The sequence below is a fragment of the Chloracidobacterium sp. N genome (assembly GCF_018304765.1).
GTDB lineage: Bacteria > Acidobacteriota > Blastocatellia > Chloracidobacteriales > Chloracidobacteriaceae > Chloracidobacterium > Chloracidobacterium aggregatum.
Genome location: NZ_CP072642.1, coordinates 1,696,940 through 1,718,590 on the forward strand (window position 1 = coordinate 1,696,940; position 21,651 = coordinate 1,718,590).

The following is a 21,651-nucleotide window of genomic DNA, read 5'->3' on the forward strand; positions in this document are numbered from 1 at the left end:
GCCGGCGGGAGATGTTTGCCGGCGCGTCATTCCAGCGCGAACAACCGCTTGATTTGCGCCAGCAACTGCGTTGATTTGCTGTCCATGTGGGCCATATCCGGCACGGCCGCCGAACGTGCCGCTTCAAGGCTCAGGCGACGCGCTTCCAGACGTTCCGCCAGCACCCGGCTGAAGGTCTCCGCCAGACGGGGGTTGGTTCGCAACAGGTGACAGAATACGTCCCGGTGAATGGTGCGGACGGTCACTTCCCCAACCGCGCGAATCGTGGCCGAACGCGGCTCACCGGTCATCAGCGCCATTTCGCCAAAGCAATCGGGAGCGTGCATCTGTCCGACTTCCAGCCCATCCACTTCAACGCATACCGTCCCGGCTTCCAGAATGAACAGGGCGTCTCCCGGCTCACCCTGCCGCACCAGGGCTTCGCCCGGCGCATAGCGCAACAACCGCATCCCTTCGGCTGCGACCAGGCGTTCGGACTTGGACAGGCAGGCCAGCAACGGCACGGCCCCAAGCAACTGTTCCGAGGCGGCCACAAGCTGCTGCTGCTTCACCTCCGGCGACACCGGCCGCCGCAGCTCGATTCCCGTCAGGGGCAGCGGCAACTCAACCGCCGCCCGGTCCAGGGCATACCACGCCCGGTCGCGCACCAGACTGGCAATGGCTTCCCGCCGCCCGAAGTTCGCAATGAAGTAGCGGATGGCGTAGCGGATAGTCGCATTTTCGAGAAAAGCGAAGGTGGCCACGACCGGCGGCGGGTCGGCACAAATCTCCGGGATGTCCCGTATCGTCGTCAGAATGGCCGCCCGTACGTGCTCCGGTGGAATGTGATAGGGCGCCTGCACAAAAACCGTCTGCCGTGCCAAGGAGGACGGTTTCGTATAGGTCACAATCTGGCTTTTGGCCAGCAACCCGTTGGGAATGGTCACTTGCTCCTGATCGAGAGTGAAAATCCTGACGGCGCGCCAGTTGATTTCCACGACTTCGCCGGCCCGCTGCCCGTCATCGAGCTGAATCCAGTCGCCGACTTCAAAGGGCTGCTGCACCTGCAGGGTCAGTCCGGCCACGATGTTGCCCAGCGTATCCTGCAGGGACAGACCAATGATGGCCGTAAACAGTGCCGATGTGACGAGCAGGGATGTCACCTGCACGCCAGACCAACTCAGCGCCAGCAGGGCCACAGCGGCATAGACAATCCCCTGAATGATGTCCCGGAAAATCCGTTCTGCCGTCAGCCCCAACCGCCGGGCAATCCCGGCATCAAAAAAGGCCAGAACCGACAACCGTCCCAGCGCCAGAGCCAGACCGATAGCCGAGAGGTGACGAAAGAGCGCCGGCGGGGCAAAGCTGGACAGGAAGGCATCCGCCAGCGCCGCCGCCACCGCCACGGCCACACACCACGCTGGAAAACGGAGCGCCTCCCGTACTTCCGCCGGGGCGGTTTTCCTGATGAACAGCATAGTCAGCGCGGCCGTCAGCACACCAACCACAATCCACCAGTAATAGGTAAAGTCCGTCGGGTTCATTGGACGCTTTCCATCAGGGAAGTCTGCGCCCCCGGTTGTAAAGGCCACGGGCCACGGCTGGCAAGCGCCACACCGCCACGGCAGCGCGATTTCCCCGGCCAGTTTGCGTGACTTTGACTCGCGCCGTCCTGCCGGACATCATCGGTCACTGACATTTTTCAACCGCTCACCCCACTATGGTTACTTCCCGTTCGGCACTGGTCATCGGCTGTGGCATCTCCGGGCTGGCCTGCGCCCGGCGACTGCAAGCCGCCGGCTACCACGTCACCATCATCACCCGCGAACAGCCAAAATCCACGACTTCCAACGTCGCCGCGGCGCTCTGGTATCCCTACCGCTGCGCTCCCCGCGAAAAAGCCCTGCCATGGTCGAAGGCCACCTTTGAAGAACTCCTGCGCCAGCACCGGGACGGCGTTCCGGGCGTCACCCCGACGACATTCATTGAGCTTTTTGACCACAACCGCCCCACACCCTGGTGGGCTGAAGCGACCGGCGGCGTCACCCGTCTCACCGGAAACGACCTGCCGCCCGGTTATGCCGTCGGCTTTGCCGCCACCGTACCGGTCGTGGAAACACCGCTGTATCTCCCCTACCTCGTGGCACAGTTCTCAGCGGCAGGCGGTACACTCCAGATCGGCGAACTCACCAGTCTGGATGAGGCCTGCGCTGCGTACCCGCTGGTCATCAACTGCTCCGGTCTGGGGGCACGGACGCTCGCCAATGACCCCGAAGTGTTTCCCATCCGCGGGCAGGTCGTACGGGTTTCCAATCCCGGCGTACGGCGTGCCCTGACCGATGACGACGGCCCACGCCGCATCAGCTACACGATCCCACGCCAGACGGATGTCATTCTGGGCGGCACGGCGCTGTCCCACGTCTGGGATACCACTCCCGATGCAGCGACAACCGAAAGAATCTTGCGCCACTGCCGCGAGCTTGAGCCGGCGCTGGCCTCAGCACAGGTGCTTGAAGTGCGGGTCGGGCTGCGTCCGGGGCGGACGGCCGTCCGCCTAGAACGGGAACACCGTGGCGTGGGCGTCGTCATTCACAACTACGGCCACGGCGGCGCGGGCTTCACCCTCGCCTGGGGCTGTGCGGACGAGGTGCTTCACCTGGCGCGTGCAACGTAACCTGCCCCCGGCGGCGGGGCTTCACACCGGCTGACACGGCGCGTACGGCTTAGCGGATGGCATCGGCACAAACATTGGCATAGCGGCAAAGCTGACACCGCGCGCCGGGTTTGGCCTCGAAGTCGGTTTCGGCAAACGTCCGAATCGCCACCAGCTCGTTGATGACCTTGTTGACGGCGTGGGCAGCGGCTTCCTTTCCGGCCTGATTGGCTGGCAGCTCAAACTTCTCATCCGGGGCCAGAAAGTGCAGCGTGGCGCGTACTTCCTTCACCTTGGGCGTCAGTTCCCGCAGCGCCAGGGCGTAGATTTGCAACTGCAAGCGGTACCAGGCGACCTTTTCGGCCTTTTCCGCCTCGAAGCCCGGCTCTCCGGGCCGGGTCGCAAAGGCATTGGTTTTGAAGTCCACTATGTGCGCCGTCACCCCCTGCCCGCCGGAATGGGGCATAATCAGCACCTTGTCCATGGCTCCCGTGACCAATGCTGCACCGCACCGGATGGTGAAGACGCGCTCACTCCAGACTTCGCAGCCGCTGGACGGCTCCCGCGCCTGACGCTGTACCGCATCAATTTCCTTCCGAAAGTCGCTTTCGGCATATCGCTTTGCCAGCCACCACACGTCGTCCAGGATGGCCTCGTCATCAAGCATCACACCTTCCAGCCGTCCCTCCGCCCGCAGCGACGCCACGGCGCGTTGCAGGGCCGCCCGCAGCGCCCGGTTATCGGTATCTTCGGGTTGCAGATCCTCGCACAGCCTGTGAACGATGAGACCACGTATGGCCGGCGAAAGCCGCGCCTGCCCCTCCGGGCGTTCGGTATCTTCGACGGGCCGGCGCTCCGGCCCGGCCTCGTCTTCCAGCGGGTCGAGAAAGCGCGCAAAGTAGTATTGGCGGGGGCAGTGGGCAAAGCTGTTCAACTGGGCCACCGAGTAGTGGTACCGCCCCACCATGGCTTCTGGGTCAGGCTCAACCGTTTCCAGTTGGTCTTCGAGTTGCCGGATGAGTTCCCGGCGCGCCCATTCGCGCTGCCCGGCGTCGGCTGCCGCCTGCACGACAAACGCCTCCCGGCTGGATGGTTCCGGGTGAGGGATTGGGGCGGCATCCCCGGCCACGACCGGCGCGCTGTCCCGCAGGACGAGAATCCGGGCCGCGTCGAGTTGCACTTCCGTTCTGGCGGAACCGGCTTCCGGCGCAGCACTTCCGGCATCCTCTTTGGGCAGCAGCCACGGACTCAGCCAGTCCAGAAAACTCTGGACGGAACTGCCTTCCGCGTTTCCGGTTTTGGGTCGCGCCGCGGCCGAGAGAATGAGGGCGTCTTGGGCGCGCGTCATGGCGACGTAAAGCTGGCGCATCCGCTCGAACTGCTCCCGGCGCTCAATCCTTTCCAGCGCCATGCTTTTCAGCGCCGTGGGCCGCCGCCGGCCCAGCATGTCGGGCACATCGAAGCCCAGGCCGCTGTTCCGCTCGAAAACGAACTTCCCGGCGCTTTGCCGCCAGCGACGTTGCAAATCCGGCAGGACGACAACCGGAAACTCCAGCCCCTTGGACTTGTGAATCGTCAGCAGCGCCACGGCGTCGAGACCAAGTTCAAGCTGGGCTTCGGCTTCGCGGGCATCGAGGCGGCGAAACTCGCGGATGTAGGCAACGAAATCCCGCAGCAGATGCGTCTCGCGGCTGGCAAAGCCCCGGGCCAGCGCCACCAGCTTGTCGAGATTGGACAACCGCTGTGGGCCGTCTTCGGCTCCGGCGCACACGATGTCATAGCCTGTCCGGCGAATGGCCTGCTCGATGAGGTCAGGCAGCGGCAGGCGGTTCCGTACGGCCAGCAGCTCTTCCAGAATTTCGACAGCCTCTTCCAGCAGCGCGCGCTGCTCACTGGCAAGTGCGGCCTGTTTCTGTTCGGCTTCGCGGCGCAGTTGGCTGTACAGCGAAACCCACTGGTCGGACGCATTGGCAGCCGTCCACCGCAGCCACAGCAGGGTTTCATCCGACAGCCCGAACAGCGGCGAGCGCAGGATGCCGGCCAGGGCAATGTCATCGGCACGATTGTCGAGAAACGCCAGCAGGTTCAGCAGGTCAGAGACCTCCGGGCGTCCGTAGAAGCCGTGCCCGGCGACGACATAGCACGGCACACCGGCCCGCCGCAGCGCGCGTTCGTAGGTCTTGACATCCGTCAGCGCCCCAAACAGGAAGGCAATGTCGCGGTAGGTCGGCGGCCGGGGCGTCCCCTGCGCGGTATTGACCAGCGGGATTTGCTGCTCCACCAGCTCCCATACGTACCTGGCCAGCCGTTCGGCCTCAACGTCGCGCAGCGATTCGTCGTAAGGCGACGGATTCTCATCGCCCTTGGGCATTTCCGTGTAGAGAAAGACTACCGCTGGCTGCCCTGTGTTGAGCGCCGCGCGAAAGGCCACGCCCGGCTCGTGCGCCACGAATCCGCTCTGCCGCAGTTCGGCCGGCTGGCTTCCTTCCGGCGCGGCCATGATGCGGCTGAACACAGCGTTGAAAAAATCCACCAGGCGCGGGTCGCTGCGAAAGTTGACCTCCAGCCGGAGATGCTGCCCCCCTTTTGCCGTCACCGAATCAATGGTTTCATCGAAGACCTCGACTTCTGCCCCGCGAAAGGCATAGATGGATTGCTTGCGGTCGCCGACGAAGAAAAACGTCCGGTTGCCCCGGGTGCAGGTGTTGGCAAGGGTATCGAGACCAAGAGCATCAATGATGCTCCGCTGGAGGTGATTCGTGTCCTGAAACTCATCCACCAGAAAGTGCCGGTAGCGTTCCTGGACGCGCCGTCGGATGTCGGCAGACTCCAGCAGCTTACGCGCCCGCAGTTGCAGGTCCTCGAAATCGAGCGCCGCCGATTCGCTTTTGGCCTTGGTGTAGAGAAACTCCATGCCCCGCAACACCTCGAAGACAACCTTCTGATACGCCTGTGCGCAGACATCGAAATAGATGGCTTCGAGCTGTCCCCCGCCCTGGCTGCGGGTTCCGAGCGACTCCTGCAGCGGTTTGACCGCCTTGCCCACATTGCCGCGCGCAGCCGGCAGGGCTTCGCGCAACCGCGCCAGCGCCGCCAGAAACGCCGGCAACCCGTTCACTGACGGAGCCGCCGCCTGCAACCCATCGGCTTCCCGGTTCCAGACCGCCAGAAACACCTCGGCTGCTTCCAGGGTTTTGCCGGTCTTTTTGGCGCGCTTTTCCTCGTCAATGGCCGTTTTCAGCGCCGCCACTTGCTGCCTCGTGGACTCCAAGGCAGTTGTGTAATCAGCCAGCGTCAGGGTGTTCTGCGTGGTGATGCGCTCGGCTTCCTCCAGCGGAATGCCCAGGCTGCGGAGCTGGTTGAATACCTGCTTGAGTTCGGTGACGAGTGTTGCCCGGCCGTAAGCGGCCACCAGTTCCGCCACCAGGTCATCGCCTTGGTCAATCGCGCCGGTGACGGCCTGCTGTGCCGCCTGATCGAGCATGACAGCGGCCGTGTACTCATCGAGCGTGGTAAAGGTCGGATCAACTCCGGCGGCAAGCGGAAATTCGTGCAGCAGCCGCGAACAAAAGCTGTGAATCGTGCCGATGGCGGCGGCTTCGAGCTGGCGCTTGCGTTGCCGCCACTGAAGCTCGGCGCCTGTCCCCTGGTGCTTCACAATCTGCGCCTCGATGCGCTGCCGGATGCGCTCGCGCATTTCGTTCGCGGCCTTGTTCGTAAAGGTAATGGCTACGATGTTTTCGACGCCGACACCCGGCTGTTCGAGCAGGTGCAGGAAACGCTCGGTCAGCACGCGCGTCTTGCCGGCGCCCGGTCCGGCCGTGACGACCAGCGGGCGGTCAAGGACCTCGATGGCCGCCTGCTGGGCATCCGTCAAGCCTGTCGTGGGATTGAGTGTGACAACCATCGCTTTCACCTGAAGAACCAACCTGCCGGGGCGACGCGCCGAAAACAACCGTTCGCCGGGCCGAAAGGATTAGGCTATAGTCCGGCGTTCCACTTCATACCGTTTCACCGTCCTGCCATGTCATCCGAACTTGTAGAGTCACCGCCGGCCACCGTACCGCACCCGTCCCTTTCACGGGAACAACAGCACGAAATTTACCACTACCTCAAGCTCACCCGGTTGCTCGAGGAGCGGCTCGTCAACCTGTACCGCCAGACGAAAGTCGTCGGCGGGCTGTACCGTTCGCTGGGGCAGGAAGCCACCGCTGTCGGGAGCGCCTACGCAATGGACAAGGCGCACAACGACATGATTGCCCCGCTCATTCGTGACCTTGGGGCGATGCTCGTCATGGGCGCGACGCCACGGGAACTGCTCCTGCAGTACATGGCCAAGCGCGACAGCCCCACCCGTGGGCGCGACCTGCAGATTCACTATGCCGATTTGCAGCGGGGCTTCATCGGTCCCATTTCCCACCTGGGCGACATGCTGCCGGTGATGTGCGGCATTGCGCTGGGCTCCCGTCTGCGGCGCGAATCGCGCGTCTGTCTGGTCTATATGGGCGATGGCGCTTCCTCGACCGGCGCGTTTGCCGAAGGCATGAACTTCGCCGCCGTGCAGCGGCTTCCTGTGGTCGTCATCGTCGAAAACAACGGCTACGCCTACTCGACGCCAACCAGCCGCCAGATGGCCGTCGAGCGCATCGTGGACAAAGCCGTGGGCTTTGGCGTCCGGGGCGAGCGGGTTGACGGGAACGATGTTCTCGCGGTGTACGATGTCACACGGCGCGCCGTCGAGCACGCCCGTGCCAGCGGCGGTGTCACGCTCATCGAGGCCGTCACTTTTCGGATGAAAGGCCACGCCGAGCACGACGACCAACGCTACGTGCCAAAAGAACTGCTGGCGGCGTGGGCCGCCAAAGACCCTCTGCAACGCTATGAGCGGTATCTGCTCGAAACCGGACTGGCGACGCCGGACGAACTGGAAGCCATCACGCAGCGGATTTCCCGGCAACTCGATGACGACGTAGCTTTTGCCGAAGCCAATCCCATGCCCGAACCGGCTTCGGCGCTGCTCGATGTCTATGCGTCCTGACCACCATCTGCCACGAAAGGTCTGGTCATGTCCGTTGCCCTTCCGTCGCCTTCGTTTCGTTCCGCGCCGCCGCTGGTCAGCCTGACCAAAGCCTTTCCGACGCCTTTCAAAAACGTCATTGCCACGGCGCGAACGTGCTATTCGGCGCGCGGCATCGTCCGCGACGAAGACATCCAGACCGGATTTGAGCCACTGGCGCAGAGCATCTACGAAGCCGGACACCACACGACCTACCAGCACGCCCACTTCCAGTTTGCCCTGGCGAACGTGTCGCGGCAGTTCATCTGGAGCTTTCTGCACGCCCACCCGTTTTACAACTCCGAGCAGGTCAGCCAGCGGTACGTGCCGGTCAAACCGGGGACGTACTTCATTCCCGCGCTGTCTGGCGAGGCGCTGGCGGTGTATGAAGCGGCTGTTGCGCGCCAGTTCGACGCCTACCGGACGCTGACCGAACGCTTGCAGCCGGTCGTCGCGGCCGAGTACCGCAAGCTGTTTTCCAAACACGACCCGCAGCACCCCAAAGTACGCCGCAAAATCGAGAAGCGCGCCATGGAGGTCGCGCGGTACGTCCTGCCCGTGGCCACCTTTGCCTACCTGTACCACACGGTTTCGGGCATCACGCTGCTGCGCTACTGGCGGCTGTGCGAGCAGTACGACGCACCTGAAGAAACGCGCGCCGTGGTAGGTGCGATGGTGGCGGCGCTGCTGGCGCACGATCCGCTCTACCAGACGGTGCTGGAAGAACCCCTGCCGCTGGAAGCCACGCTGGAGTTCGACTTTGCCGGGTGGGGAACCTCTGACGGGCAGCGGCAGGTCTTCCGGCAGGAATTCGATGCGAGCCTGGGCGGGCGGATTTCGCGCCTTGTGGATTGGAAGCCGCAGAATGAAACCCTGCTGGCGGCGACTGTCCGGGAAGTTCTGGGACTGCCGGCGGCGGCGCTGTCCGACGATGACGCCGTGGCGCTCGTGCTTGATCCGGCGCGCAACCGGCTGCTGGGTGAAAAACTCAACCTGACAACGCACGCGAAGCTGACGCGGGCGCTGGCGCATCCGCACTACACCTTCCGCAAGAAACTGAGCCACACGGCGGATTCACAGGACCAACGCCACCGGCTGACGCCCGGCTCGCGCCCCCTGCTGGTCGGACATCTCGACGCCGAGCCGGATTACGAAACCCCGGCGCTCATTCGTCTCGACGAACAACTGGGACGGTTTTACCGCGAAACCATGGCGCGGACGTGGGAAGCCATCGGACGGCTGAAGGCGCTGGGCGTGGCGGCCAGCGATGCGGCCTATCTGCTCCCCAATGCTGTCTCGATCCGCTTCACGGAGTCGTCCGACCTGCTCAATCTGCACCACAAGCACCGCATGCGGTTGTGTTACCTGGCGCAGGAAGAGATCTGGCGGGCATCGGTCGAAGAAGCCCAGCAGATTCGGGAGATCAACCCCCGGATTGGGCGCTGGCTGCTTCCGCCCTGTGGTCAGCGCGCCGCAGCCGGAGTGCGTCCGATTTGCCCGGAGGGCGAGCGGTTTTGCGGCGTCCGCGTGTGGAAGCTCGACCTCGCGGATTACCAGCGTACGTTTTAGGTCCGGCCGACACGGCGCGGGCTGCGGAGGGCTCATGACGTACAGGCTGGCGGGAAAACCCCGTGTCGGCTAAGCCCCGTCGCAGTCCCAGGAAAAGCCCGTTGCTTGACATGCTATGACCGGGCATCTATGTTCGGTCACTTGACTTTTATCTGAGGCAAGGATTGTTTCATGGCGATTGGTGTCAAGCTCACGACCACGCGCAACCAGGAAAAAGCCAAAGCGAAAGCAGCGCAGGCCGCAACGGCCGCGCCGCCGATGACGCCGGAACGCGAAGAACTGCTCCGGCCGCCGGCTTTTGACCTTTTTCTCCAACGCATCCGTCAGGCCGTCGAAGAGACTGAAATCCCGTTAGGCAAAATCGGGCTGGCGCTGCTCATGGTGGTTGTGGTTTCAGGCGGGGCCTACTGGTTTTACAGCTACAACCAGGCGAAAGGCGAGCAGGCATTTGCCGAGGCGCTGGCGATGTACAACGCCGAAGTCAGGGAAGCGCCAAAGGAAGGTGAGGCAGCCGAAGATGAGCCGCCCGTTCCCGGCAAAAAGACCTACCCGGACGAAAAAACCAAGTACACCGAAGCCGCCGCCGCCTTTGACAAAGCCGCCGGCTACGCTTCGCAGAGTTTCATGAGCCGCTACTATGCGGCTTTGTGCCGGCTCAAACTCGACCCGGCCCAGGGCATTCAGGCCCTGCGGGACCTCTCCGTAACTCCTGGTGCCGTCGGTCAGCTCGCCACCCTCGCGCTGGCGGATGCCCTGGCCGCCGAAGGCAAGGTGGATGAAGCCATTGCGCAGTATCAGCAACTCCGTGAGAAGTGCGCGCAGGCTGGCAACAATGCCGTGGTTTCGCCGGAGGTCATTGCCTTCGCACTTGGAAAGCTCTACGAAGCCAAACAGGACCCGGCAGCGGCCGTCAAAGAGTACGCCATTGCAGCCAAGTCACGCAGCATGGCACTGCTTGGGCAGCAGGCTTACCAGCGCCTGGCGGCGCTCGACCCGGAAATGGCCCGTCAGATTCCTGAACCCAAACAGGGGGGTGAAGACGACACCTTCTGAGGCGCTCGCTCCGACGGCGCAGCGCCCTGCCCAATGTCCAACCTTGCCTGGCGCGTCATCACGGCGCTCATCGCACTGCCGCTGTTGTTCTGGAGTATCTGGCTCCCGACGCCCTTTCTCTTTGTCGGATTCGTCATTCTCGCCACGCTGTTCGGGCTGGTCGAGTACTTTCACCTCGCCGAAAAACTGGGCTTCATTCCCTTTGTAAGCATTGGCATCTGCGGACTGCTCGGCGTCCATGGACTGTTCTACGCGCGCGCCATTGAATTTTTGCCGGCGCTGCTGGGCCTGCTGCTCGGCGCCACGATGGTGCAGGGCGTGCTCACCGAACGCGATTTCAAAAAGTCACTTCCTTCCCATGCGGCCACGCTGCACGGCGTCGTCTATGTAGGGGTGCTGTGTGGTTTTCTCATCGGCCTCAAGCGGCTTGAACCGCCCGAACTGGGCAGCCGGTTTCTCACCTTTTTCTTTGTAGTCATCATGGCCGGGGACGTTGCGGCGTATTTCGTCGGACGCGCCTTCGGGCGGCATAAGCTGGCGCCGCTGGTCAGTCCCGGAAAAACGATTGAAGGGGCGGTGGGCAATGTCGGTGGCAGCCTGGCGGCGGCCGTGGCGGTTCATTACGGGTTGTTTCCGGCACTCCCCCTCGCCCACGCCTTGGTTCTGGCCGTCGTAATGAACATTATCGGACAACTCGGCGACCTGTACGAATCGCTTCTCAAACGCGGCGCTGGCACCAAGGATGCCGCTGCCGTGCTGCCCGGCCACGGCGGGCTGCTCGACCGACTCGACAGTTTGCTCTTCAATGCGCCGGTGCTTTATTACTATGCACAGTACGGCCTGCCCCCGACCTGACCGGGGGCAGCCCCAATGGATGTTTGACCAGGATCGGGCCTGCCGCCCCAGCCCATGCGCCCTGGCCCACAAGACAAAGCATGAAACCATCCACTCTGGCGGTTGCCGTGACGTGCCTCGTCATCGGCTTTTTCATCGGATTTGCCTACACCAACAGCCGCAACCGGGAGTTCATCCGCGAGCAGGCTGAGAAAGCCCGCGCCGAAGCCTTTGCCGCCAGCAACCGGACGGCCGGCGGCGCAGCACCCGATGATGACCTGCACCGCAACCCGAACGTGGAGACGGCGCTGGCTGAAGCCGCCAGCAAACGGGATGACTTCGACGCCCAAACCCGGCTGGGCATCTTTCTGGCCGAAAACGGCCGCATTCCCGAAGCGCGGGAATGCTTCGAGGCCGCCGTCAAACTCCGCCCGGACGACTGGCAGGCGCTGGCCATTCTGGGACGGTTGCTCGCCGCCGAATCGAAATACCCGGAAGCCATCGCCCGGTTCGAGGCGGCCTACAAGCTGCAACCCAACAATGGGCAGATTGTGGTTGGGCTGGCCAACGCGCTCTTTGACGCCAAACGCTACGAAGACGCCCAGAAGTGGTACGAAAAGGCGCTCACCCTGACGCCCAGGGATGTCAACGTCATCACCGACCTGGGACTGACGTACTACTTCCGCCGGCCACAGCAGTTGGACAAGGCCATGGCGTACTTCCAGCAGTCGCTCAGCATTGACCCAAACCACACCCTGACGCTTCAGAACTACGCCATTGCCCTGCTGGATGCCAATCGTCCCGCAGAAGCCAGGCCCATCGTGGAAAAGCTGGAACGACTCGCACCCCAGAACGAAATGCTGCCGGCCATCCGGCAGCGGCTGGCCCAGGCGAACACGACCGGCAACATTCCGCCCCACTGACGGGACGGCCCAAACTAGCGTGGGACAGCCAAGCGCCGGATGATGTCCGTGATGATTTCATCGGGCGTGATGCCGTCAATCTGGGCTTCCGAGCGCAGGACGACCCGGTGCCGCAGCACCGGCAGAGCCACGGCCTTGACATCATCCGGCGTGACGAACGTCCGCCCATCGAGCGCCGCCTGGACTTTCGCCGTGAGCAGCAACGCCACGGCCGCACGGGGACTGGCCCCCCACGTCAGGTTGGGTGCGGCCGGCGGACGTGTGGCACGAACGAGATTGACCATGTAGCGGCGGATGCCTTCCTCGACGACGACATCCCGAACCGCCGCCCGGCACTGAAGGATGACGCTTGAATCCGGCAGGCACTCCAGCGGGAGCACGTCGAGCCGCCGGGCATTGAAGCCGCTGCTCCAGTTGGAAACCACCTGGACTTCCTCTTCGAGCGAAGGGTAATCCACGAGAATTTTCAGCAGGAAACGGTCAAGCTGGGCTTCGGGCAGGGGGTACGTGCCCTCGTACTCAATCGGATTCTGCGTGGCCAGCACCATAAACAGCGGCGACATGCAATGGGTTTCGCCATCCACCGTCACCTGCCGTTCCTCCATGGCTTCGAGCAGCGCCGACTGGGTTTTGGGCGGTGTGCGGTTGATTTCATCCGCCAGCAGCAGGTCGGTGAAAATCGGCCCCCGGCGAAAGGTGAACACCCCGGTCGCCGTGTTATAGACGTTCGTTCCGGTCACATCGGCCGGCATCAGGTCAGGGGTGAACTGGATGCGGTTGAACCCGGCCCCGATGACGCGCGCCAGGGTTTTGACGAGCAGCGTCTTGGCCGTGCCCGGCGGCCCTTCAAGCAGAACGTGACCTTCGGTCAGAAGTCCGGTGAGAATCTGGTCAATGATGGCGTTTTGCCCAACGATGACAAGACGCAGTTGCCGCCGGATGAAGTCGGCGACTTCCTGCACAGATGGCCCCATAAGGTTTCCTTTCCCGACCGTGGTTTATGTGCCGTTGGCGTCGAGTCCCAGTTCGCGCAGCCTGGCCGCCAGACGTTGCAAACGTGCTTCAGCGGCTTCCGCCCGATGACGTTCCGCCTCAGCCTGCTGCCACGCTGCCTCCGCCCGTTGCCGCTCGGCTTCCGCCCGCTGCCGCTCGGCTTCCGCCCGCTGCCGTTCGGCTTCCGCCCGCTGCCGTTCGGCTTCGATCCGTTGCTGCGCCAGGGCCGCTTCCTGGGCAGCTTGCGACAGCCGCTGGAGTTCTTCCCGCAGGAGGTCTTCGGGCATGGGCGGCGCCAGAATGGTCTCAACTGGCAGGGTCAGCCCGGCCAGCACCTGCGATGCGAGCACATCCCCCGGCTTGAGCACCTGCTCCTGATAGGTTGTGGCATCCTCCGCCAGATACAGCGCCACAACCTGTTTCCGGCGGCCGTCCACAATCCAGTACTCTGGAATCCGCCGCTGCTCATACTCGGCGCGCTTGTCGTAGTAATCGTCTTTCCAGTTCTCGCTTGTGACTTCGACGACCAGACGCATCGGCTCGCCGAGTCGCAGGACAGCCGGGCCACCCTGCTTCAGCAGACGTTCCCAGTCGTGGCGGTCATACACGGCAATGTCCGGCAGGCGCGACGTGTCTTCCTCGGTCTGGACGCCGGCATTGACCCGCACGACAAAGGGAAGGTCATGCGCGGCAATGAAGCGCATCATCATCGCGGCCAGAAAGCTGATGAGCAGTTCGTGCGCGGCAGTGGCCGTGGGCATAGGAACCAGCACCCCGCGCACCAGTTCGTAGCGGGTGTCCGTGCCATCGTCAAAACGCAGGTATTCCTCGAAGGACATCCGGCGTTCAACGGGCGGAGCCGAAGGCGCGCGTGACATCGTGCATCATCTCCCCAAAGGTTCTACGGTCAAGACGACCGGTTTCGAGCAGGCCGGTTCAGGAGCAAAGCCTGCTGGCTACAAACCTTCACCGACCGCATCGGTAAAGTTCAACTCACTGGTTGGCGTCAAGCCAAACAGGTTCTTCCGCACCGGTTGCTGCTCAAGACGCCGGCGCACTTCGGCCAAAAGCTGTCTGGCTTCATCTGTGGCGGCCGGTGAACTGGCGGCCAGCGCGAGCAAAGCCTGGGCAAACGTCATCGCCAGTTCCTCATCCTGCTGCGCCAGTGCTGCCGCCGCCAGACGGGACAACAACTGCCGCTGTGCAGCAAGCCGCTGGTCAGCAGCCTCCCGGCTGGCCGATGTGTACGCTGCCGCCGGCCAGGAAACCACCGGCTGCTCATAGACCAAACCGGCGGCCGGCAGGCCGGCGGAAGGCGTTTGCGGGACAAACTGCACATTGCGCGCCAGCGCCAGCGCCATTCCGGTCTGGTTGGCCGCCAGTGCTGCCCGAATGACCTGCTCCCGATCAGATGAGGCCCCTTCGCGCAGGGCCTGCACGTAGGCCGGGATGGCCTGCCCTGGCCGGTTCGTCCGTTCCAGAAATTGCCCGTAGGCTTCCCGCGTGCCCGTGGCGTATGGCATTTGCGCCGCCTGCTCAAAGGTTTTCTGGGCCTCGGTCGTACGCCCCAGCGCGTCCTGCAACACAGCCAGGCAGGTCAGACTTTCCGCATCAGAGGACGCGCGGGCTTTACCCAACAGCGCCTCACCGACTGCCGGCTGCTGAAGCACCATGGCGGCCAGTTGCTGAAGTCCGCGCTGCCGTTCCTCCGCCTTCAACCGGCGGTCCTGAGCGAGTTCATAGAGTTGCGTCGCGGCTGCTCCCAGATCGCCCGTACGCGCCAGCAGCCGCGCCATCTCAATCCGGTTTTCGGCATCTCCCGGAAGCAGCCGGTAAAGACGCTCACGCCACTTCAGGGCCGGCGCATAAGCCCCATATTTGGCCGCCAGCGCTGCCGCCTCGGCCAGCACCTGCGGTTCGGGGCGGCGCTCAACCAGCCGGCTGAGCTGCCGCAGCGCCACCTCGGTCTGCCGCCGCATCAACTGGGCTTCGATGTAGCCCAGGGCAACCCCCAGGCTGTCATCCTGGGCCATCTGCAACTGGTAGCAGGTTTCCAGAAACGCCGTGGCTTCCTCCGCTTTGCCTTCGTTCAGCAGCAGGTAGCAGGCATGTTGTGCCCGCTGAATGGCTCCCGTGTCGTTCGGCGCATCCGGCGTGGCCGCAGCCGGAGCGGCGACAAACGCCTTGAGGCGTTCGACGGCCGCCGCCGTGCGCCCACTGCGTATAGCCACTGCCGCCTGCGCCATGACGAGCCACTCGGGTTCGACCGCGACCGTCTCCGGCTCGGAAATGTACAGGTCAGGGGGCGCCTCCTCGCGCATTCGCCCGAACAGCGTCTGGCGCAGCGTCACCATGTCGCGCAGTTCGCGTTCGGCCTCGGCGTAGGCTTTGGAAGCCACCAGCGCCGTTGCCCAGGCCCGCTGCACCTTGGATAGCGCACCGGCAAGGGTGTCGCTGCCAGGGACATCGTCGCTGTACAGGTCATAGTCGCCACGGGCATAGGCCGTGATGATCTGGTTGGCCAGGCGCTCGCTGGTCAGACGGTACAGCGGCAGCCGCGTCCGCTCCGGCAGGGCCTCGGTCAGGGTCAACTGCAGGCCAAGGCGGATGTCATCCGGGGTTGCCGCCAGAACCTGTACCAGCGCCGGCACGATCAGCGACTCCCGACCGGACTGACTGCGGGCCAGCGTGCAAAGCAGCGTCACCAGCGGTTCATAGGTGTCCTCATCGGCGCGCTCCCGCAGCCGGGCGACAAGATAGGCTTCCACCGGCGGTAGGGCTTCGTTGAGCAGGTCGTACCGGGCCAGCACTGAGAGAAACGTCAGGTGGGCGGCAAGCTGGTTGCGTCGTCCGGCGAGCATCCGCCGCCACGTCCCCAGGGCGGCTGTCCGGTTGCCCATTTCATAGAGGGCGGCGCCTTCGGCCGCCATGGCTTCCGGGTCTTCCGGGGCCAGTTCACGCGCCAGCCGCGCATGCTCCAGGGCTTCGGGGTGGCGTTTGCGCGCACACAGAAAATAGGCCAGTGCCGTCTGTGCTGATGCCGAACGGGGAGAAGCTTCTGTTTCGGCCACCAGGAAGCGCAGGGCATCCGCCGCCCGCGAGTCATCCAGAGTCAGCCAGACGCCATAGTTGCGCGCCGTGCGAAACCAGTCTTCCCCGGTGAGTTCGCGTGCCGGGTCCGGCTTGCGGTTGGCCTGCTCGCCTATCGGCCGGATACCCAGCACCTGCCGGTACAGGTTTTCGACCTCCGGCGACCGGTTTCGGAAGTAGAGTTCAAGTTGCGCCAGCCGCGCCTGCTGCCAGGCAACCGGCTGTCCGGCGTTCTCAATGGCCAGCCTTGCCAGTTCCTTCTCGCGCACATAGACCAGAAAGTTGATGAGCTGAAGCTGATAGGGCGAATAGCTGGCAGCCAGTTTCCGCATGGTTTGCCGATCCCCCTGCTGGTGGAGCAGCTCCAGAAGCCGCATCACAAGCGGATTTTCTTCCGTGACAAGCGCGCCGGTACGTTGCTGGTAATACTGCTCCAGTACCGTCCGCTCGGCCGCCACATCCCCAACGTTGCGGCAGAAGTCAGCCTTGGCGGCCGTGAAGTCGAAGGCCCCGGGAAAGCGGGCACGGGCTTCCTCAGCCGTCAGCAGCGCAAGCGCCGCCTTGGTGTCCAGACGGGATTCATAGAAGGACAGCAGCGCCCGCAGGGCATTCACATAGTTGGCATCTTCTGCCGACGTCTGCTTTGCATAAGCGTCATCCTTGCGGCGCAGCAGCGCCTGCTCCGTCGCCCGGTACAAGCCCAGATTGGCGGTGATGCTGGCCAGACGCTCAAACTCGGCCGACCCGACAACAGCCCGCGTCAGGCGTTGCGTCAGCGCCTCATCCAGTTGGGCAAGCTGGGCCGCCGTGGCATAGCCGCGGATGACCTGGGGGAAACGTGACGGCCGCACTGTGTAATCGAGCAGGCCGCGTCCACGCTGGACAACTGCATTCTGCGGGGCCTTGGCCAGAGCAGCCTCAAGGGCTTCGAGCCGGCCGAGCGCTGCCACGGCCGATTCACGGTACAGAATGGTCTGCAACCACGCGACCACGGCATCCTCATCGAACGTTTCCGTCGGCGGCGACTTCATGACGCGCGCAAAGCCCTCGTCATAAAAGCTGCCGCCCTCGGCAACGGCGCCGGCCGTCAGCAGGGTCTTTCCGGCGGCAAAATACACCTGCGCCGACAACTGTTTCCGCCTGGCAAAGGACTCCCGCAGCGCCGCGATGGCGCGTTCGGTCTGGCCCTGTTCGAGATACACCTCGGCCGTCGCGGCTGCCCAGCGCGGGTTTTGCGGCTCCAGCTCGGCCGCCCGTTTGAGCGTGGCCAGAGCTTCGTCGTAACGCCCCGCCTGGCGATAAAGCGCCGCCAGGGTACTCCTGAAATCACCCCGCTGCGGCTCGTTGACAATGGCCCTGGCATACTGTTCCGCCGCGCCGCCCAGATTGCCCTGAAACCGGTAGATTTCCGCCAGAACGACATTCCAGCGGTAGTTGCGGTCCGCCTTGGCAGCCAGTTCGGTGTAGTAGCGCGTCATCCGCTCCAGCAGGTTCTGCTGCTCGGCATACCGCAGGGCCACCTGCAACCGGGACGAGTCTTCCGGCTCGCGGTTGATGAGTTCGATGTGCTGGTCAACGGCTTCCTGATGCCGGCCAAGGCGCGTCAACACTTCGATGTAGCCTTTCCGCAGCTCGAACTCATCGGCCCCGGCGGCCAGGTTGGCCAGCCCCTGCTGGTACAACGCGGCCAGATCGGCATCGCGTTTGGCGTCTGCCAGAAGCCGGGCCAGTTCGGTGAAGGCTTCCGTATCCGTGGGATTGGCGGCATACCATTCGCGCAGCGTCGTCTCGGCCGCCGCCACCTGCCCGCTTTCGCGCTGCCGTCGCGCCAACTGGAGCGTCAGACTTCGCCGGTAGTCGCCGGTGGCGATCTGGCGCGATGCCTGGGCCAGTGTCACCGCCTTGTCCACAGCCCCCAGCCGCCCGTAAAAGCGTCCCACTTCCTGCACGACACCCAGATTGTTGCGGTAGTCGCGCGCCAGACCGTCCAGCGTCTGGAGCGCCTCCCCACGCTGGTTGCGGGCTTCAAAAAAGGTTGCCAGTTGCAACCGGTACTTGATGTTTTCACGCTCGTCCCGCGCCAGGGCGACGAGACGTTCCAGCACTTTCCGCTCATCGGCCGCGCGCCCGGCAGCGCGAAACTCATCCCGGACGGCCTCCAGAAACGGAATTTCCGGCCGTCGCGTGGCCTCACGCGCCAGCAGATCAAGTGCGGCATCCCGCCGTTCGGCCCGCTTGAGATAGTCGGCATAGCCGAGAATGAGTTCCGGCGTGTTCTGTTTCGCCAGACGCGCCTGAAAGGCAGCTTCGATGGCGGCCGCCCCATCCTTGCGGCGGGAAAGCACAACCAGACGCTCGATGGCCGGTTCCCGTTCGGCGCCGCCGCCAACCGCAGCCATGTATTCGGCCAGTGCCCGCTCGCGCTGCTGCCGCTCCTCATAGAGCGCACCAAGCTGGTAGGCATAGAGGGTGTCATCGCCGACCCGCTGGCGCAGGGTTTGCAGTGTTCGGATGGCGTCGTCGTAGCGGTAATAGTCCCAGTAGAGCGTCGCCAACTCCAGGTAGGCTTCGGGATCACCCGGCGCGCGTCGGACAATGTTTTCCCAGTGTGCGGCGGCCCCTTCCCAGTCTCCGGCCTCGGCCCGCACTTCCCCGGCCAGCGTCAGAAAGCGGTTTTCAGCCGGATAGACCCTGGCGAGTGCCGCCCATTGCTGAGCGGCTTCGTCCCGCGCGCCAGGGCGCGTCGCAGCCAGCGAGCGCAGCAGCGTGGCCAGTCGCTCGGCGTAGTAAGTCTCCCCCGGATAGCGCGTCACGAGTTCACGGTAGGCGTCAACCGCTTCCTCATGACGCGAAAGCCAGAGCGCGGCATCGGCGGCAAACTGCCGGTGACTGGCGTCATTCTGTGCCCTGGCTTTGGCATAGCTGGTCGCTAGGCGGTTTTTCTCGGAAAGATAAGCCAGATAGGCACTGCGCAGCGTCGGGTCGGCAAAATAATACTGTGCGGCAAGGCGTTCCCACTCGGCCAGGCGGTTCGTTGCCCGGTAGTAGTTCAGCAGTCCGCGCACAAAAAACAGGTTCGTGGGAAAGCGGTCGTGCGCCATGCGGAAGAGTTGCAGGTACAGCCGGGCGTCATTGTTGCCCTCTTCGAGCTGAACATCCTCGAAAAACGCCTGCAAATAAGCGGCCAGGTCTTCGTCGTCGAGTGCTGCTGAAAGCTGCTTCGAGTACTGGGCAAAGGCCGCCTGACGGTCATTGCGGATGAACCACCGCGCCAGACGATGCCGCCAGGTGTTGTCGCCAAAACGTCGGACGGCCTCCTGGTAAGCGCGAAGCTGCTCATCCACCAGACTTTGCTGCCCCAGCCAGCGCAACAACCGTTCGTACAGCCCTTCTTCACGCGGATGTTTTTTGATTTCACCGTACAGAAAGGTCAGGGTCGGGTTGAGGCGTGGCGGCTTACCCGGCGATGACTCGTCAGCAGGGTTCTGCGCCTCGGTCGCAAAGCTGGCAATGACCCGCTCCAGCACCGAAGCATAAGTGACGGTTTCTTTCGGCTCGACTGACCGCCCCAGGTAGTCGGTCTGGTAGTCATAGTCCTGAAAATCCTGGGACTCATCCGAATCGTCGGTGTCGGTCAGGTCGTGGATGCGATAGGCCGACGACGAAGCCACATCTCCCTGTCCCGGTGTGTCCGTTGGGACAAACACCCACCGGCGCGTGGAAACCGGCATCAGCGGCGCCCGCTCCGGTTTTCGTGCCGCAAGCCAGTCGAGCAGCGCGATCAGGCGTTTCCGTTCGGCATTGCGCCGTCCAAGGCGCGCTTCAGCCTCGGCGACCCGCAACGTCACATCGGGAAAGGTCGGCGCGTCTGGAAAGGCACGCAGGAAATCCTCGCCCAGCCGCACGACGGTCTCGTGTTCACCCATGGCGGCAAAGGCTTCAAGCAGTTTGGTGTGAAGTGGCAGCAGCCGCCCGGAACGGGGATACTCGGACTGAAGCGCCGTGAAGAACCGATAGGCCAGCGCCCGGTTGAAGTAGGCCGTTGCCGAACGGTTCGCGCGGGCATACTCGCGGGGAATGTTGTTGCCGGCCAGAATGAGTGACAGGACGCCATTGAGAAACCCGGCTCCCTGGTCAACCTGGGCAATGTCGGCGTACAGGGACAAATCCCCGGCGCTCAGGGTCGTCCCGACTTCGTTGGCGTCGAGCAGGGCCGCCGTGAGTTTGGCCAGCGTCGCCTCGCGCTCCGGCGAGCCGGGACTGGCGCCGCCCATGGCGTACAGGGAGTAGAGAAACCGCGCCGCCAGATCATACTGCCCGATGTTGAGACACATAGCCGCCGCGCGGTCGAGTTCCTCACGCGGCCAGCCGGTCTTCTCGCGGCGTTTTTCGAGCGTGGTCAGGGTCTGCGCGGCTGCGGACAGGTTGCCTTCGTAGGCCAGCACATTGAACAGCCGCGCCGCCGTCCCAAAATCGGACGCCCCCTGGCGAAAACGCTCCTGGAGCTGGCGGCGGTAGGTGCGATAGCGCCCGTACTGGCGCAGCCGCTCATACCAGTCACGGACGATGGCCCGCGGCCAGAGCGGATCGAATGCCTGGTCATAGACGGCCACGACCACATCCCGCTGACCGCGCCGGTCATACAGGCGCGCCCGCAGCTCAAGAAAGAAGCGCATCTCGTCAGGATACTTCGGCTGCCACATGTCCAACGCGCGCAGGGCTTCATCCGCTTTGTCATCCGCCACCAGCCGTTCGAGATAACGCTTCAGGAAGGTGATGTCTTCGGGGCGCTGCTCGATGAGCTGCCGATACCAGTCGGCCACATCCACACCGGTCAGGGCGCGTTTCTGAACCAGCCCGGAGACGCGGTCGGCAACGGCCTGGCGCTCAGCCGCCGAAGGCGTCAGCAAAGCCAGCCGTTGGAGCGTACGGACTTCTTCACTGTAAAGCCCACGCCCGTGGTAAAAGGCCGCCAACCGCCGTACGCCATCCGTGCTTTCCGGCCGCAGGTTGGCGTAGCGCGTCATGAGTTGCAGCGCCCTGGGGATGTTGCCCAATCGCTCATTGAGAAAAGCCCCGTAGCGCAACAGCCGGACATCGGCCGGATACCTGGACTGCAAAGCGGTGATCGCGGCTTCGGCTTCGGCAAACGGCCGGGGGACGAGCGTGGGAACGCCCAGGAAGGTTTCCGTTGCATAGAGGGCATCCCGCAGTTCGGCTGGCGTCGCCCGCGTGGCATCCGTCGCCGGCGGCGCCGACGGTTGGGATGGCTTTGCGGTCGGCGTCCCGGCCGGGGATTTCGGACGCGGCCGGTTCTGGGCCCCAACCATCCACCACGCAACGGGCATCACCACCAGCCCCGCCGCAAGAATGACGAACAGAAAGAGAAAAAACCGCTGCCTGACGGGCTGGGTGGAGCGCGAGCCATCCATACGCGAATCCCCTGTCGGAGTGAACTTGGTGCCGTGTGTCTTTATTACCGGGCCGTGAGAAGTGAACCA

11 protein-coding genes are annotated in these 21,651 nt (G+C 63.9%); 6 read left to right on the forward strand and 5 right to left on the reverse strand.

The window, feature by feature from the left end:
• Positions 1–26: 26 nt before the first annotated feature.
• The gene (locus J8C05_RS07020; protein ID WP_211421541.1) at positions 27–1,523 is read right to left on the reverse strand and encodes a mechanosensitive ion channel family protein; all 1,497 of its coding nucleotides are present in this window, start codon (positions 1,521–1,523) and stop codon (positions 27–29) included.
• A 176-nt stretch (positions 1,524–1,699) separates the two neighbouring features.
• On the opposite strand from J8C05_RS07020, the gene J8C05_RS07025 reads away from it, so the two are divergent.
• Positions 1,700–2,653: an FAD-dependent oxidoreductase gene (locus J8C05_RS07025; protein WP_211421542.1), complete on the forward strand. Its 954-nt coding sequence runs from the start codon at positions 1,700–1,702 to the stop codon at positions 2,651–2,653.
• A gap of 49 nt (positions 2,654–2,702) precedes the next feature.
• On the opposite strand, the gene J8C05_RS07030 is transcribed toward J8C05_RS07025, so the two are convergent.
• The gene (locus tag J8C05_RS07030) at positions 2,703–6,539 is read right to left on the reverse strand and encodes a UvrD-helicase domain-containing protein (RefSeq protein ID WP_211421543.1); all 3,837 of its coding nucleotides are present in this window, start codon (positions 6,537–6,539) and stop codon (positions 2,703–2,705) included.
• A gap of 117 nt (positions 6,540–6,656) precedes the next feature.
• On the opposite strand from J8C05_RS07030, the gene J8C05_RS07035 reads away from it, so the two are divergent.
• From J8C05_RS07035 to J8C05_RS07055, 5 genes are all read left to right on the forward strand, one after another.
• Positions 6,657–7,670 (forward strand): thiamine pyrophosphate-dependent dehydrogenase E1 component subunit alpha, encoded by a 1,014-nt coding sequence (locus J8C05_RS07035; RefSeq protein ID WP_211421544.1) that lies wholly within the window; start codon positions 6,657–6,659, stop codon positions 7,668–7,670.
• Between the two features lie 27 nt (positions 7,671–7,697).
• On the forward strand, positions 7,698–9,257 hold the full coding sequence (locus J8C05_RS07040; protein WP_211421545.1) for an FAD-dependent thymidylate synthase: 1,560 nt from the start codon (positions 7,698–7,700) through the stop codon (positions 9,255–9,257).
• A gap of 171 nt (positions 9,258–9,428) precedes the next feature.
• Positions 9,429–10,310, forward strand: a complete 882-nt coding sequence (locus J8C05_RS07045; RefSeq protein WP_211421546.1) for a hypothetical protein — start codon at positions 9,429–9,431, stop codon at positions 10,308–10,310.
• A 33-nt stretch (positions 10,311–10,343) separates the two neighbouring features.
• Complete coding sequence (locus J8C05_RS07050) at positions 10,344–11,165, forward strand: phosphatidate cytidylyltransferase (protein ID WP_211421547.1); 822 nt, start codon at positions 10,344–10,346, stop codon at positions 11,163–11,165.
• Between the two features lie 80 nt (positions 11,166–11,245).
• A complete protein-coding gene (locus J8C05_RS07055; protein ID WP_211421548.1) occupies positions 11,246–12,067 on the forward strand; it encodes a tetratricopeptide repeat protein in 822 nt (273 codons plus the stop codon).
• Positions 12,068–12,081: 14 nt separating this feature from the next.
• On the opposite strand, the gene J8C05_RS07060 is transcribed toward J8C05_RS07055, so the two are convergent.
• From J8C05_RS07060 to J8C05_RS07070, 3 genes are all read right to left on the reverse strand, one after another.
• Positions 12,082–13,041: an AAA family ATPase gene (locus J8C05_RS07060; protein WP_211421549.1), complete on the reverse strand. Its 960-nt coding sequence runs from the start codon at positions 13,039–13,041 to the stop codon at positions 12,082–12,084.
• 24 nt (positions 13,042–13,065) lie between these two features.
• Entirely contained in the window at positions 13,066–13,938 is an 873-nt protein-coding gene (locus J8C05_RS07065; protein ID WP_211421550.1) for a Uma2 family endonuclease, read from the reverse strand.
• Positions 13,939–14,016: 78 nt separating this feature from the next.
• Positions 14,017–21,582, reverse strand: coding sequence for a tetratricopeptide repeat protein (locus J8C05_RS07070; protein WP_211421551.1), 7,566 nt, complete (start codon positions 21,580–21,582; stop codon positions 14,017–14,019).
• Positions 21,583–21,651 lie beyond the last annotated feature (69 nt).

Bases quoted from the DNA above. Each gene is read 5' to 3' on its own strand.
- J8C05_RS07065 (WP_211421550.1), bottom strand. From the start codon at position 13,938: ATGTCACGCGCGCCTTCGGCTCCGCCCGTTGAACGCCGGATGTCCTTC.
- J8C05_RS07070 (WP_211421551.1), bottom strand. From the start codon at position 21,582: ATGGATGGCTCGCGCTCCACCCAGCCCGTCAGGCAGCGGTTTTTTCTC.
- J8C05_RS07040 (WP_211421545.1), top strand. From the start codon at position 7,698: ATGTCCGTTGCCCTTCCGTCGCCTTCGTTTCGTTCCGCGCCGCCGCTG.
- J8C05_RS07020 (WP_211421541.1), bottom strand. From the start codon at position 1,523: ATGAACCCGACGGACTTTACCTATTACTGGTGGATTGTGGTTGGTGTG.
- J8C05_RS07025 (WP_211421542.1), top strand. From the start codon at position 1,700: ATGGTTACTTCCCGTTCGGCACTGGTCATCGGCTGTGGCATCTCCGGG.
- J8C05_RS07030 (WP_211421543.1), bottom strand. From the start codon at position 6,539: ATGGTTGTCACACTCAATCCCACGACAGGCTTGACGGATGCCCAGCAG.
- J8C05_RS07035 (WP_211421544.1), top strand. From the start codon at position 6,657: ATGTCATCCGAACTTGTAGAGTCACCGCCGGCCACCGTACCGCACCCG.
- J8C05_RS07060 (WP_211421549.1), bottom strand. From the start codon at position 13,041: ATGGGGCCATCTGTGCAGGAAGTCGCCGACTTCATCCGGCGGCAACTG.
- J8C05_RS07055 (WP_211421548.1), top strand. From the start codon at position 11,246: ATGAAACCATCCACTCTGGCGGTTGCCGTGACGTGCCTCGTCATCGGC.
- J8C05_RS07045 (WP_211421546.1), top strand. From the start codon at position 9,429: ATGGCGATTGGTGTCAAGCTCACGACCACGCGCAACCAGGAAAAAGCC.
- J8C05_RS07050 (WP_211421547.1), top strand. From the start codon at position 10,344: ATGTCCAACCTTGCCTGGCGCGTCATCACGGCGCTCATCGCACTGCCG.